The following is a 14,679-nucleotide window of genomic DNA, read 5'->3' on the forward strand; positions in this document are numbered from 1 at the left end:
GTTTTAATTTAAATTTTCGAACTTCAGTTTGAAAATTATATTTTTAAGCGAGCTTGCCTTCATTCGACAAGGCTGGGTTTCGCGTATTTTATTCAGAGGTTATTAACATGCAACGTACTCTTAAACTGAGTAAGCTTTCACTCGCCCTGGCTGGTCTGTTTGCCATTTCATCCACTCATGCTGCAGGTGATTCTGTGGCGGACACGCCGGACGCATCAGGCAAATCTGACACGCCAGTACAAAGCGTAGAAGTGACCGCGGCGCATCTTAAAAGTGCGCGGATTGAATTGTCACCCAAGATCGGTACCACCGTTTATAGCATTGATACCCACATGATAGACATGCTGGGACAAGGCGATAACACACCGTTTAATGAGGTTTTGCTGCGTTTGCCTGGCGTCGCTCAAGACTCTAAGGCGTCTGGCGGTTTGCACGTACGTGATGATCACGCTAACGTGCAATATCGGATTAACGGTGTCCAGCTGCCAGAAAGTATTACTGGTTTTGGGCAGTCGATTGACACGCGTTTGGTCGATCAGACTGATTTTATGACAGGGGCATTGCCAGCACAGTTTGGTTTGCGTACTGCGGGTATTGTTGATATCCAAACCAAGGAAGGCGGCGTAACGCCAGGTGGCCGGATTGGTATCCAGATGGGTAGCCATAGCTATGTTGAACCTAGCGCGGAATTTTTTGGTAGCAAAGGCGCGTTCAATTATTATTTGTCCGGTAGCTTCTTATCCAACTCTCTGGGGATTGAGAATCCGGTACCAAGTTCTAGCGCATTGCATGACAAAACCCGGCAATCTAAAACCTTTGGTAATTTGTCTTATTTTTTAGATGACAACACGCGTCTGGGTTTGATGTTTGGTACCTATAACGGTCGTTTCCAGATTCCAAACAATCCTAACCAGGCGCCCGGTTTTGCGCTCACAGGTTTTAGTGACGGTACCACTAGCAGTTTGCCCTCATCCAACCTGAATGAGAACCAACGTGAGGTGAACCGCTTCGCCGTGGTTTCGCTGCAAAAAAGTTTAGGGAACGTCAATTTTCAGCTATCCGCTTTCAATCAATATTCTGAATTGCATTTTACGCCGGATGCGAATGGCGATTTAATTTATAACGGCGTCGCTTCAGATTCGCTGCGTTCTAACCGTGCCAACGGCGTGCAATTTGATATCAGTTATAAACTGCATCAAGATCACACTTTGCGGGCGGGCGGTGCTTATACCCGTCAAGTCACGGCCAGCAATAATGCTGTGTCCTTATTTACGACGGATGATTCCGGCGCACAAAATTCTTCAGACGCCATCACGATTCAAGACAATGGTGGCAAAACCGGTACGCTATCTAGTTTGTATTTGCAGGATGAATGGCATATCGCCCAACCACTGACATTGAACTACGGCGTGCGCTTTGACAAAGTGTCGGCCTACACCTCTGAACAGCAATGGAGTCCCCGTTTAAACCTGGCGTATAAATTGAGTGATACCACCGCTTTACACGCAGGTTATTCACGCTACTTCACGCCGCCACCGCAAGAATTGGCCGCGCAATCGAGTATTAATTTGTATGCCGGTACCACCAACGCACCACAAATTCCGACCTCCGACAACGTCAAGGCGGAGCGCACGCATTACTACGATCTGGGGATTAGCCATCACGTCAATCAAGACCTGGTATTGACCGCTGATGCTTACTATAAAAAAATTACCAATATGCTGGACGAAGGCCAATTTGGCCAGGCCTTGATACTCACGCCATTTAACTATGCGCAGGGTTACGCCAAAGGCTTGGAGTTGTCTGCAATTTACAGCCAAAAAAATTGGGGAGCGTATCTGAATCTGGCTTTTCAAAAAGCTCAAGGTAAAAATATTAATTCCGGCCAGGCTTTGTTTGGCGTAGATGAAGTTGCTTATATCGCCAATCATTACATCTATGTGGATCATGATCAGACCATGACGTTGTCGGGCGGTACTCACTACCATTTCGGCGATTCTCAACTCAGTGCCGACTTCTTATACGGTAGTGGTTTACGTGATACGCCAGATGGTGCAGCACCAAATTCAGGTACTTTGCCAAGCTATACAACGATCAATACGGCGTTCACCCATACCTGGAAAAATACCCCCGCCGGTAAGATAGAAGGACGAATTGCCTTGATCAATTTGTTTGATAAATCCTACTTACTACGTGACGGTTCTGGCGTCGGCGTCGGGGCTCCACAATATGGCCCGCGTCGTACTTTGTATGTGGGATTGTCCACCAGTTTTTAAGAGAATGTTTATTTAAATTTGTTAATGTGAAATGAATAGCCGATACTATAAAAAGATCGGCTATTTTTATATACTCCCCATAAATTTTATTATAAATGCCTTATTGTCCAATTAAGATATGGACGATCAATTTATACTTAAGGTGAGTATATGTTTTACAAGCGAGATTTATATCGGTATCTTGACAATAAAAAATGAATGTTAATACGTACAAATAAGTATCTGCAATTGAAACATCAGCATCCAAAATAACCTCAAACTGAATATGCTCGTACAATATTCCAAATGAGCACACCCACCTCGAACCCTCAATCCGCTTACGAGCGCCGTCAATATTTAATTGGTCTGGTGATCGCCATTACTGGGGCGATTTTATTTTCGACCAAGGCAATTGTCGCCAAACTGATTTACCGTTATCACGTTGATGCGGTCACTCTGATTATGTTTCGCATGCTATTTTCTTTGCCAATTTTTGCTGCAATTGCTATTTGGCAAGCACATAAAGGTGGCGCCTTGTCAGTAGCTGATCGTTGGCGTTTAGTGGTCTTGGGTTTGATCGGTTATTACCTCTCCAGTTTTTTAGATTTTTTGGGTTTGCAATACATCACCGCAGCACTGGAACGCCTGATTTTATTTTTGACACCTTCATTTGTGCTGCTGATTTCAGCAACATTTTTAAAACGTAAAATCAGCAAAATAGAATGCGCCGCTTTAGCAGTTTCTTACCTTGGAATAGTGCTGGTATTTGTGCATGATTTACAGTTTGGTGGCGCAGATGTTTTGCTAGGCGGGTTGCTGGTTTTAGGTGCCGCCACATCGTATGCTCTGTACTTAATACAGTCTGGTCAATTGGTGATGCGCCTTGGTAGCCTGCGCCTAGTTTCTTATGCGATGTGTGTATCTAGTGTGGCATGTATCGGGCAATTTTTTGCGCTGCGCCCTGTCAGCATGATGATCCAGCCCGCACCTGTATACTGGTTGTCTTTAATTAACGCAATATTGTGTACTGTGTTGCCGGTATTCCTGACCATGATTGCGGTGCAACGTATTGGCGCGCCCATCGCCTCGCAAGCAGGCATGATAGGGCCGGTTTCTACTTTATTTTTAGGGGCGTTTTTTTTAAGTGAACCGATCACCGCCTGGCAGCTTGCAGGCACTGTTTTAGTCGTTGGCGGCATGTATTTATTGTCGATGAAAAAATGATTATTTTTTTAATCTGAGTTCACATTTCAATTCAGCTCAATTCACATTAAGAGCTAAATTAAAACTTTAATTCAAATTTGAATTACAGCTAATTAACCAAGAGAGCGAGACCATGACAACCACAAAAGCCATCATAATCCAGCAAACCGGCGGTCCAGAAGTGATGGAATACGTCGATGTCACACTGGGCCAGCCAGGCCCCGGCGAAGCGCTGGTCCGCCATGCCGCCTGCGGGCTGAATTATATCGATGTGTACTTTCGTACCGGCCTATATCCGCAAGTCTTGCCAGCGGGTTTAGGGATGGAAGCCGCAGGCGTAGTGGAGGCTGTTGGTGCTGATGTGACTTATGTCAAGGTAGGTGATCGTGTTGCTTATGCCGGTCGCCCCAACGGTGCGTATGCCGAGGCTAGGATTATGCCAGCCGATAATCTGGTGCGTCTGCCAGACAATATCTCGTTTGAAACCGCCGCAGCAATGATGTTGCAAGGCTTGACTGTGGAATATTTGTTTAACCGCACCTTTCCGCTCAAAGGTGGAGAAACTATTTTGTTCCATGCCGCAGCAGGTGGCGTCGGTTTGATTGCTTGTCAGTGGGCGCGGGCGATTGGCGTGACGATGATAGGTACCGTCGGTTCGGACGAAAAAGCCGAGCTCGCCAAAGCGCACGGTTGTACTCATGTGATCAATTACAACAAAGAGAATTTTGTTGAACGGGTGAAAGAAATTACCGGCGGCAAAGGCGTGCCAGTCGTGTATGACTCCATCGGTAAAGATACCTTCATCGGTTCGCTCAATTGTTTGTCGCCATTGGGCATGATGGTTAGCTTTGGCAGCGCTTCCGGTCCCGTACCAGAATTTGGTTTGAACGAACTCGCATCGCGCGGATCTTTGTTTATCACCCGTCCTAGCCTGATGAGTTATGCCGCTAAGCGCGAGGATCTGGAACAGATGGCAGCGCATTTATTTGCCATGGTGGAGGGCGGCAAAATCAAAATCGACGTGCATCAGCGCTATGCTTTAAGTGAAGTAGCCCAAGCACATCACGATCTGGAAGCCCGAAAAACAACGGGTTCTACCATTTTGATTCCTTAGTATTGATTCCCTAAGATCGGCGCTGTCAGACACTCGGGACTTACGGAAAAACTAAAACCCCTCATTGCAGGGTCGTGGAGGCGCGGAGTCGCAACAAGAGCAGAGAAAAGCATTGATTTGCTGTTTCCCAGATTTCTCTGCGTTTGTTCATCTTCTCTTCCTCTGCGGTGTGCGGGGTTTTTTGTAGATTTGAATCCAAGCATACAGTTAGAAACGACAATAAAGCAACAGCACAATTAACAGCAGTGCATGTGGTAATCCTCATCAAATTTTTGTGCATGCAAATTTATTTGGTATTTTCAAAATAGATCATCCGCAGGCTTAACTTTTTATCTGTTTTTTTGGTTGTTTTTTATTTGCGTCGTTTTATACTTCAGTCAAGTATGTTGGGTGTATTTATTCTTTTTATCTCGATATGAATCCAAAAATAATCTATTCAACCGTGATAGCAGCAATGTTTTTTTACTTTGATTTGACTTCGATTGCCTGTGCAGAGACTCCATTGAATCATTTGGTTCAAGCAGACATCGAGTTGGGTAAAGCTAAGACAGCGTTTGAACTTCTGCGCAAGCAAGCTGACAGTTTGATCTCAATAAATGATGCCACCAAGATTCAACAACTTGCCCAAGAGCTGGCAGAAGCAGAGGTGGTGTTAAGTGGCAAGAGCCTTAGTAAGATTGACGGAGACTACTCTCGCTTAGGTGGGCTGTTGTACGATATACGCTCTGACCTTGCCAGAGCGTATATGAGGTTAGGCAATACAGAGCGCGCACTATTGGTATTGGAATCAATGAGTGGCCAAGTAATTGGACCATTTCTTCGTCCCCTAATTGAAAAGGATGAGATATATAAACCAGTTATAACAGATTCTCGATTTCAAAAGTTTCTTGCTACTCAAGATATACCCAAGTCAATTGGCAGCAACTCGCCGATTGGAAGTGGTTTTCAGACCACACTTTCAGTCGAACAACGTATCGCTGGTTTATCACTCTTTTGGGCTAATGCGAGACGTGATTTTGTCTACATAAATCGACTGCCTGAACTGAGCTGGGACAAGATTTATATGGAATTTCTTCCTCAGGTCATCGCTGCAGAATCAACCAAGGATTATTATCAGGTCATGATGCGTCTGGCTCCGCTGTTGAACGATAGTCACACCAATATTTATCCACCAGACGAATTATCAGAAGTTTTCTTCTCGCGCCCTCCAATGATGACTAGCAAGATTGGCGATCAGGTCATCATCCTTGAAATAAGAAGCAATACATTACGCCACCATTTATCCGTCGGCGAGGAAATACTGAAAGTTAATGGGCAAGAGGTGCATCAATATGTAGCCTCGCGTGTGGCGCCTTATGTGAGTAGTTCAACGCCACAGGATCGTGCTGTTCGTGAGTACTATTACCAATTTTTGGCAGGAGATGCTGATACTCCAGTCAAATTTACCATTCGTGGGATTGACGGAAAAATACGTGAGGAAATTGTTGCCCGAACTGGTTATACGGATATTGAGGAGAGGAAGATTTTTAGTTTTGCAGTATTGTCGGACAATATCGCGTACTTAGCCCTTGAGCAATTTGAAAATAATGACGGTGTCCAGGCGTTCATAAAAGCCCTTCCCATTATTTTAAAATCGAATGGATTGATCTTGGATGTCCGGAGAAATGGTGGGGGCTCTACTAATGAGGGGCTAAAAATTTTAAGCTACCTCACCAAAGAATCAATCCCATATCCTACAAGTATAAAGAGATCGGAAACTGGGCTTGATCGCGCACGTGGTGACATCATATCCTGGACTCCAATACCTTTAAGTGGAAATTTTGTACTTCGACATACGCAGATTTATTCTGGACCTGTTGTCGTTCTCGCTGGGCCACAAACGTTTTCTGCTGCAGAGGATTTTTTAGTGGCTTTTGACGTCATGAAGCGCGGAAAAATTATTGGAGAAACGTCTGCCGGTAGTACTGGTCAGCCATATTTTTTTAAGCTGCCAGGTGGCGGTAATGCGCGAATTTGCGTAAAACGCGACACATACCCAGATAGCAAACAGTTTGTCGGTGTAGGAATAAAACCAAATATTGAGATCATTCCAACTGTGAATGACATTCGCTCAGGCCGCGATATTGTTTTGGATACGGCAGTGTTACAGTTAAAATCGTACTCAGAACAGACTGCTAACAAGGTAGAAGCTAGTGATAGCGCAGGTTTTCATTTTTTCTCTAAAAAATCAACATCCAGTGCGATAAACTAATTTTCAATATGTTTGATTAATAAGCAAAATAATTCATTTCCTGAGTCTGCGCTAGGGAGTGGTATTGGTCTCTGTTACCATTCATGACTTGAGACAATTTCAAAATTAAGACAAAATCAAGACAAAACCGAGACGAAATTAATATGAGCAAGCAAGAGCAAAAAGAACCAGTCGCCTCAAATAATGTAGATGGCGTACCAAAGTTTGGGCGGTTATTGATCGTACTATTTTTGGCTGTTGCCTTAATTGTATTTATTACGTTTGCGACAGAAGCTTATTACTCATAAAGCATAACGCTGGCGCAAATCATTTTTTGATTAAGTTAGGACTTACGCAAAACCGCGCCTAACTACGTTGTATCTCCTAGCTGTGTAAAGTAGTATCTTCGTCGCTACGTGTTACCGGACAATTTTTCGTAAGTCCTATAAGCTTAATTGATGGTGTGATTCATAAAATAAGTTAAATAAACAATGGACACTATCCCACTCGGACTTGGCAACACCACCAAAAAGAGCGAATTTTCTAGCTCGAGCAGACTATTGATTTTACAAAGTCTGGTACCGGTTGCGACTAATCGAGTCTCTTCTCAATTAGAGGCATTTTGTGCCCGGTTAACGGAGGCTTTGTTTAAGATTTCTGATCAAACGGTCAGGCCGGAAGAGGCGACTACTAGTTTTCATGCCTATCAGCTTTTAAAAAGAAACAGCACAACCTTTTATCGTTTGGTCGGTGGGCAAATTAATGCAGCGCTTGCCAAAGAAGTTAGCACTGTTAATACCCGCAAAAAGTCCAAAAAAGAAGATGAAAAACAAGACTTCTCGCTGGTCACCTTTGAGGAGATGGAAAGTAAAGTCTTGATCCGAAACTTGTGCCAATCTTTAGAAGTCAGCAATGCAGAGCAGTTAGTGGCATTGAATATCCGTATTGGACATGTCTTAAGGCGGACACCAATCAACGTGTCGCAGAATCCATTCCGGCCGGAGCTGTTTGTACGTGCGGTATATCAAGCCTGGATGGAATTCGACACCACACCAGAATCACACCATCTGGTATTACGGCTGTTGCAGCCTAATTTGTTTTTGCAGCTCGCACCGATATTGCAAGAGGTGAACGAGGCCTTAATCGCGCGTGGAATTTTGCCTGATATCAGCGAATCATTTAGGAAGAATCAGCGTAAAAGTGAGTTTAGCCGCTCTGATGATATTGCCGACCGTGATCCTTATTTAGAAAATAAACTCAGGAATATTTTTTCTGCACAATCAAATAATCAAGCTGTGTTCAGTTCATCCGGGCAGAGTGGTCAAACTCATCAAGCTGGCCAAACTCCTCAAACCGGCCAAGCTGGTCAATCTAATCAAACTGGTCAATCTGAGCATGCAGGAAAAGAACATTCTCTCGAGTGGACTGGTAGAGAAACACATACCGCAGGCAATGTTAATCATGCCGAGAAAATCACCATAGACCGTAACTTTTTTGACTACCTGACCAGCATACAAAGAAATAATAATTTGGCGTCTGCTACCGGCAATCCAGATGCGTCGGCTTTGCGCCAATTGTCGCAGCAAGCGACAAGCGATAGTAAGCTGACGCACATTGATCAAAATACGATAGAACTATTGGCACGTATTTTTGATTTTGTTTTTAATGATCCGAATATTCCAGGTGACATTAAAGGATTGATTGGGCAGTTGCAGATACCGACGCTCAAGGTTGCGTTGATGGATAAAGATTTTTTTTTCAAAGAAACGCATCCAGCGCGAGTTTTGATCGACACTCTCGCCAAGTCCAGTATTTTGTTGAATGCAGAGAGTAATAGCGAGGATCCCTTATATCAAATGATAGAAGGCATCGTCGAACGCGTGCAGCAAGAGTTTGATCAGCAAATCGATTTGTTTTCTGATGTGGTTTCTGATCTGGAAACCTTCCTCAAAGATGAAGAACAGAAGATAGAAGATGCGATAGTGCAGCCCGTTGCTAACGCGCTCAAGCAAGAAAAAATGCGCCTGGCGCGCGAATTTGCAGAGCATGACGTGTCTTTGCGGGTAGAGACAGGTGAAGTTGCCGGCTTCTTAGAAACCTTTTTACTAGAGCAATGGATACGTATTCTGACCATTGCGCACAGCGTAAAAGAGCAAAAGCCGCACGCTCTGGAAAACGCCTTAAAAACGATGGACGACCTGATCTGGAGCTTAAAGCCTAAGAACAGTGCCGAAGAACGTAAGAGCCTGGTCAGCAAATTACCATCGATGCTGACCTTGCTCAATGCCTGGTTAAATGCGATTAAATGGGATGAGCCAGATCGGGTGATTTTCTTTTCTAAGTTGGCCGAGCGGCACGCTGCCATTGCCCGCGCCCCGCTGGAGTTTTCACCGCGTCGTCAATTAGAAATCGCGGTGAACATTGCTCAGCGTGCGAGTGAGCGCCGCCTCAATCGTCATGTGCAAGACCAGATTGATCAAACGGATGATGAATGGGTATTATTGCTGGAGAGTTTGGAGAGAGGCATCTGGATCGACTTTACCCGCAGCAATGGCTCTATTGCGAGATTCAAACTAGCATGGGTTAGCCCAAAACGTACCCGCTATATTTTTACTAATCGTCAAGGGCATGACGCTTTTTCTATCGCCAGTGAAGAGCTGGCAAATAAATTCCGCAATGGAGAAGCGCTATTAATTTCAGCAGATTCTGTGGTTGACAGAGCGCTGGTCGAAGCGTTGCGCGATCCTCCAAATTAAACTTGAGCTGTTTAGTTGGTGCCAACAGGATTGCAATTCTGCTAGTCAGCAATAATATACTCCCCATTATTTTTATTGAAAATGCCTTATTGTCCAGTAAGCGCCTGGACAATCTAAAAATACGGGAGGGGAGTATATTTTCTGATTTACTTCATAATTGGTAATTCTATCTCCATCGTACTGCCAGTTTTGGCGGGGAAATCAATAAAAGCGCTATCAATCAAATACGGCATTTGCAGATTAATTTCTGGGCTCAATTGCTCGGTACTGGCTTTGATTTCATACAGCTTTTTGCCGCTGACTTTGTCGGCAATGCCAATTTCTAATTGATGCAAATAGTAACGTCGCACGCTCAGATCTGACATCAGCATGCTATCGGTGCGCCCAAAATAGTATGGCGAATAAGAATAAGGGTAGCGATAGTAATAGGCTCTCGGGATAAGGCCTCTTCTGAAATGGCTACCCCAGAATGGGTCATACAAAGCTAAATCCCAAGGTGCGGAGAATTGGATTTCACTTAAGCCAGTGCCGTATTGCATGCTGATTTTAAGCGCCGCATTCGCCTCGCTGCCAGCTTCTGCAAAGCCTAATGTCTGTAATTTGTTACGCAATAATTGCTCATAGCTGTTGTACTCAGGACTATTTTGTTGCGGCTCTGTGCGCTCGATGACATAGCTTTTATCTTTAATATCGGCTGGCCATTCCTGAAAAACACTGACTCTGCTCGTTACGCTGGTTGCGCAGCCCGCTAACAACAAGCTAGTCGTCGCCAGTAATAACAAAAGAGATTTTCTGATGGGGGAGGTTCTTCCTGTTTTCATGATCGTGCTCCTGTTTTGCTTTTACATTGTTGCTGTGTTGCTTCGATTTGTATCTCTGTTGGTGTCTGTACATATTAGTCGATAGAATTTTAAGTTGGTTCTGTTTGCGATCTATTATCTGTTTCTCTTTGTAACTACGTTACCTCTTAACGATGATTTACTCGACTTAAACGACGATTCGCTTAACCATATCCCTAAAAATCCACACACTTACCCAAATTTTCTGCGGTAATCATCAAAGCTTGCATGCCTTCCGGCGCAGCTTGGTAAAATGGTAGCCTTTGCTGTGTCTTTAAACTAGTTGCAAAATAGATTAAAGACACAGCACCTATTCTTTTTAGAAGGCTCACCATCACATGCGCACAGACAACAACGATACCGCAGTTACCCCAGTGACGATTTATCGCAAAGATTACATCGCTCCAGGATATTGGGTAGATACGGTCGAAATGGGTTTCGACCTCGACCCTGACGCTACCCATGTTGCCACCAGAATGGTGATGCGACGTAATCACGATAGCAGCGAAAAAGATATCGTGCTGTTTGGTGAGTCACTCAAATTGCTGCAACTGCGCATGAACGGTGTCAACCTCAAAAAGTCGGCGTACAAAATCGAAGGCGAAACACTACGTATCGCCAATGCGCCGGACGAAGTCACGCTAGAAATTGAAACGCTGATCAAGCCAGTCAAAAATACCTCCTTGTCCGGCTTGTACACCTCCAATCAAAACTTCATCACGCAATGTGAGGCAGAAGGTTTCCGCAAAATTACCTGGTTTCCGGATCGTCCTGATGTGATGGCGAAATACACCGTCATGCTGCGCGCCGATAAAAAGAAATTTCCGGTCTTGCTCTCCAACGGCAATCTGATTGAAGAAGGTGATCTGGGTGACGGCCGTCATTACGCCAAGTGGGAAGATCCGTTTAAAAAACCTTCTTATTTATTCGCGCTGGTTGCAGGTAAATTAGTGTGTCAGGAAGAAAAATACAAACTTAAATCTGGCCGTAAAGTCTTGTTGCAAGTGTGGGTAGAAAACGGCAATCTCGACAAAACCCAACATGCTATGGATTCGCTGAAAAACAGTATCCGTTGGGATGAGGAACGTTTCGGCCTGGAGTTGGATTTAGATCGTTTTATGATCGTTGCCACTGGTGACTTTAATATGGGTGCGATGGAAAACAAGGGTCTAAATATTTTCAACACCAAGTATGTACTAGCGAATCCACGTGTTGCAACGGACGTGGATTATGCCGGTATTGAATCGGTCGTCGGACACGAATATTTTCATAACTGGACCGGTAATCGCGTTACTTGCCGCGACTGGTTTCAGTTGTCGCTAAAAGAAGGCCTGACAGTATTCCGTGACCAGGAATTCTCTGCTGATCTGGTCGGTACTGCCACTGGCCGCGCCGTAAAACGGATAGAAGATGTGCGCTTGTTACGCCAAGTCCAGTTCTCTGAGGATGCAGGTCCGATGGCGCATCCTGTGCGTCCAGATTCTTTTGTTGAGATTAATAATTTTTATACTGTCACGATTTACGAAAAAGGGTCGGAAGTCGTACGTATGTATTACACCTTGCTCGGTCATGAAGGATTCCGTAAGGGCATGGATTTATACTTCCAGCGCCATGATGGGCAAGCAGTCGAGTGTGATGATTTCCGTGCGGCGATGGCGGATTCTTCCGGTCGCAATCTGAAGCAATTTGAACGCTGGTACAGCCAGTCTGGCACGCCTCGCGTCAAGGTCGTGACGAGCTTTGACGCCGATACAAAAACTTATGAAATTAAGCTGAGCCAGTCTTGCCCGGCGACGCCAGGTCAGCCAAAAAAACAGGCTTTCCATATTCCTGTTGCAGTCGGTTTGCTGGACGCGGCTGGTAAAGATTTACCATTAAACGTAGAGGGGCAGCCAGCCACGGATAAAACTACTTTAGTGCTGGAACTGACGCAAGCCAGCCAGAGCTTTAAGTTCACTGGCATTGCGCAAGAACCTACGCCATCAATTTTGCGTAATTTCTCTGCACCGGTCATGTTAGAGATTGATTACACCGATGAGCAACTCGGTCATTTGCTGGCACATGACAGTGATCCGTTTAATCGTTGGGAAGCCGGCCAACGTCTGGCAATACGTCGCTTAGTGAAGCTGACAAACGCAGTACAAAATGCGGAAGTCTTAGAACTGGACAGCATGTTTATCGAAGCGCTGCGGTCCACTTTAAATGACAAAACATTAGATCCGGCTTTCCGTGAACTGGTCTTGACCTTGCCATCCGAGGCAATGATCGCAGAAGAGTTTAAGGTGGTCGATCCGCAAGCGATCCATATCGCCAGAAAATTCGTCCGTAGCACTCTGACACAACATCTCAAAGCCGATCTATTGACGACCTATGAAGAGAATTTGACGCCAGGAAAATACAGTCCAGATGCAGTGTCTGCCGCTAAACGGGCGCTAAAAAATCTGGCATTGTCCTATCTGCTGGAGTGGGCGGATGACAGTACATTTGATCTGGCAAAAACCCAGTTTGATGAAGCCGAAAATATGACAGACAGAATTGCAGCGTTGACTGCCTTGACGAATTTTTCTGGCTCTGCCAAAAATACTAAAGCTGCTGCCCAGGCATTGAATAAGTTCTTCAGAGACTTCAAAAAAGAAGCTTTGGTCATCGATAAGTGGTTTATGTTGCAAGGCACGGCACGCACCACGGATGTGGCAAAGGTGCGCGAGTTAATGAAGTATCCAGCCTTTACTCTGAGTAACCCAAATCGTGCACGTAGTTTGGTGTTTAGTTTTTGTAATGCTAATCCGTCCCGCTTCCATGCGGCAGATGGCAGCGGTTATGCTTTATGGGCAGAATTAGTCATCACTTTAAACAAGATGAACCCACAAGTTGCTGCACGTTTAGCGCGCAGTATGGATCGTTGGAAAAAATATCCTAAGAATTTGCAAGTGCATATGAAGGCCGCTTTGCAAAGTGTTGCCGATACTAAAAAATTATCTAGCGATGTGTTGGAAGTGGTGACAAAAGCACTTGCTTCTTAAGTTTCTGTTGAATTGCTGCTGAGCTGTAGTTGAGTTGCAGCTCAGTTGCAGCTCAGTTACAGTTAGCCGCTCTAATTTTGAATTGTTATGTTGAATCACTGCCTGTGCGTTGTAATACGTTTTAATAGTAAGCAACGCAGAGCATAAAAAGGAAGCTCATGAAACGTGTCAGTCTGACCCAATATCTGGTCGAAGAACAACGCCTGAATAATTCGATTCCAGCAGAATTGCGCTTGTTGATCGAAGTCGTCGCACGCGCTTGCAAAACCATTAGTCATGCCGTCGGCAAAGGTGCCTTGGGCGAAGTCTTAGGTACCGCAGGTAGCGAAAATATTCAGGGCGAAGTGCAAAAGAAATTAGATATTTTGTCTAATGAAATTCTGCTGGAAGCCAATGAATGGGGCGGCCATCTGGCAGCGATGGCATCCGAGGAAATGGAAAGTATCCACCCAATTCCCAACCGGTATCCTAAAGGCGAATACATGTTGCTATTCGACCCGCTCGACGGCTCCAGCAATATTGATGTCAATGTTTCCATCGGTACGATTTTCTCCGTGCTCAAGGCACCAGAAGGTATGGCAGAGCCGACTGAGCAAGATTTTATGCAGGCCGGTAATAAGCAAGTTGCAGCGGGCTATGCGGTATATGGTCCGCAAACTGTGCTGGTGCTCACCACTGGCAATGGTGTAAATTGCTTTACCTTGGATAGGGAAATGGGTTCTTGGGTACTGACTCAACAAAACATGCAAATTCCCGTCGATACCAAAGAATATGCGATAAATGCCTCTAATGCGCGCCATTGGTTGCCGCCAGTGACTCGCTATGTTAATGAGTTACAGGCTGGCGTCACTGGTCCACGCGGTAAAGATTTTAATATGCGCTGGATTGCTTCTATGGTGGCTGACGTGCATCGTATTCTTAACCGTGGTGGTGTCTTCATGTACCCGGCTGATGCGCGTGAACCAGACAAGCCAGGCAAGCTACGTTTGATGTATGAAGCGAATCCTATGTCCTTCATCGTAGAACAAGCGGGTGGCGCATCCACCGATGGCAAGCAGCGTATGCTGGATATTCAGCCAGAGAAATTGCATCAACGCGTACCCGTTTTTCTGGGGTCGAAAAACGAAGTTGAGTTAGTGACTCGGTATCATCAGGAATAGTTTGATAACAGGTAGTTACTGCGAGCCAACGCTGCTGAGGACGTAGCTGATCTGTTGATAGAAAAAGCCCACTTCATTGTGGGCTTTTGCTTTTATCGC

The 14,679-nt window shown here is 45.0% G+C and carries 9 protein-coding genes; 8 read left to right on the forward strand and 1 reads right to left on the reverse strand.

What is annotated here, in order from left to right; all coding sequences use genetic code 11:
• Nucleotides 1-107 precede the first annotated feature (107 nt).
• From RGU72_RS00545 to RGU72_RS00570, 6 genes are all read left to right on the forward strand, one after another.
• Nucleotides 108-2,276, forward strand: coding sequence for a TonB-dependent receptor (locus RGU72_RS00545; protein ID WP_322117881.1), 2,169 nt, complete (start codon nucleotides 108-110; stop codon nucleotides 2,274-2,276).
• Nucleotides 2,277-2,561: 285 nt separating this feature from the next.
• On the forward strand, nucleotides 2,562-3,479 hold the full coding sequence (locus tag RGU72_RS00550; protein WP_322117882.1) for a DMT family transporter: 918 nt from the start codon (nucleotides 2,562-2,564) through the stop codon (nucleotides 3,477-3,479).
• Between the two features lie 112 nt (nucleotides 3,480-3,591).
• On the forward strand, nucleotides 3,592-4,572 hold the full coding sequence (locus RGU72_RS00555) for a quinone oxidoreductase (protein WP_322117883.1): 981 nt from the start codon (nucleotides 3,592-3,594) through the stop codon (nucleotides 4,570-4,572).
• 415 nt (nucleotides 4,573-4,987) lie between these two features.
• Entirely contained in the window at nucleotides 4,988-6,823 is a 1,836-nt protein-coding gene (locus RGU72_RS00560; RefSeq protein WP_322117884.1) for a S41 family peptidase, read from the forward strand.
• Nucleotides 6,824-6,966: 143 nt separating this feature from the next.
• Nucleotides 6,967-7,110: a hypothetical protein gene (locus RGU72_RS00565; protein WP_322117885.1), complete on the forward strand. Its 144-nt coding sequence runs from the start codon at nucleotides 6,967-6,969 to the stop codon at nucleotides 7,108-7,110.
• A 183-nt stretch (nucleotides 7,111-7,293) separates the two neighbouring features.
• Nucleotides 7,294-9,558, forward strand: a complete 2,265-nt coding sequence (locus tag RGU72_RS00570) for a DUF1631 family protein (RefSeq protein WP_322117886.1) — start codon at nucleotides 7,294-7,296, stop codon at nucleotides 9,556-9,558.
• Between the two features lie 146 nt (nucleotides 9,559-9,704).
• Here RGU72_RS00570 and RGU72_RS00575 read toward each other — a convergent pair whose 3' ends face one another.
• Nucleotides 9,705-10,379 (reverse strand): DUF4136 domain-containing protein, encoded by a 675-nt coding sequence (locus RGU72_RS00575; RefSeq protein ID WP_322117887.1) that lies wholly within the window; start codon nucleotides 10,377-10,379, stop codon nucleotides 9,705-9,707.
• 356 nt (nucleotides 10,380-10,735) lie between these two features.
• Between RGU72_RS00575 and pepN the strand changes: the two genes are divergently transcribed.
• Both pepN and RGU72_RS00585 read left to right on the forward strand, forming a co-directional pair.
• Entirely contained in the window at nucleotides 10,736-13,420 is a 2,685-nt protein-coding gene (pepN, locus tag RGU72_RS00580; protein ID WP_322117888.1) for an aminopeptidase N, read from the forward strand.
• A gap of 158 nt (nucleotides 13,421-13,578) precedes the next feature.
• Nucleotides 13,579-14,580, forward strand: coding sequence for a class 1 fructose-bisphosphatase (locus RGU72_RS00585; protein ID WP_322117889.1), 1,002 nt, complete (start codon nucleotides 13,579-13,581; stop codon nucleotides 14,578-14,580).
• The last annotated feature ends 99 nt before the right edge of the window (nucleotides 14,581-14,679 follow it).

The sequence above is a fragment of the Undibacterium sp. 5I1 genome, assembly GCF_034314085.1.
In the GTDB taxonomy this organism is placed as follows: domain Bacteria; phylum Pseudomonadota; class Gammaproteobacteria; order Burkholderiales; family Burkholderiaceae_D; genus Undibacterium.

Bases quoted from the DNA above. Each gene is read 5' to 3' on its own strand.
- RGU72_RS00565 (WP_322117885.1), top strand. From the start codon at position 6,967: ATGAGCAAGCAAGAGCAAAAAGAACCAGTCGCCTCAAATAATGTAGAT.
- RGU72_RS00545 (WP_322117881.1), top strand. From the start codon at position 108: ATGCAACGTACTCTTAAACTGAGTAAGCTTTCACTCGCCCTGGCTGGT.
- RGU72_RS00550 (WP_322117882.1), top strand. From the start codon at position 2,562: ATGAGCACACCCACCTCGAACCCTCAATCCGCTTACGAGCGCCGTCAA.
- pepN (WP_322117888.1), top strand. From the start codon at position 10,736: ATGCGCACAGACAACAACGATACCGCAGTTACCCCAGTGACGATTTAT.
- RGU72_RS00585 (WP_322117889.1), top strand. From the start codon at position 13,579: ATGAAACGTGTCAGTCTGACCCAATATCTGGTCGAAGAACAACGCCTG.
- RGU72_RS00560 (WP_322117884.1), top strand. From the start codon at position 4,988: ATGAATCCAAAAATAATCTATTCAACCGTGATAGCAGCAATGTTTTTT.
- RGU72_RS00555 (WP_322117883.1), top strand. From the start codon at position 3,592: ATGACAACCACAAAAGCCATCATAATCCAGCAAACCGGCGGTCCAGAA.
- RGU72_RS00575 (WP_322117887.1), bottom strand. From the start codon at position 10,379: ATGAAAACAGGAAGAACCTCCCCCATCAGAAAATCTCTTTTGTTATTA.
- RGU72_RS00570 (WP_322117886.1), top strand. From the start codon at position 7,294: ATGGACACTATCCCACTCGGACTTGGCAACACCACCAAAAAGAGCGAA.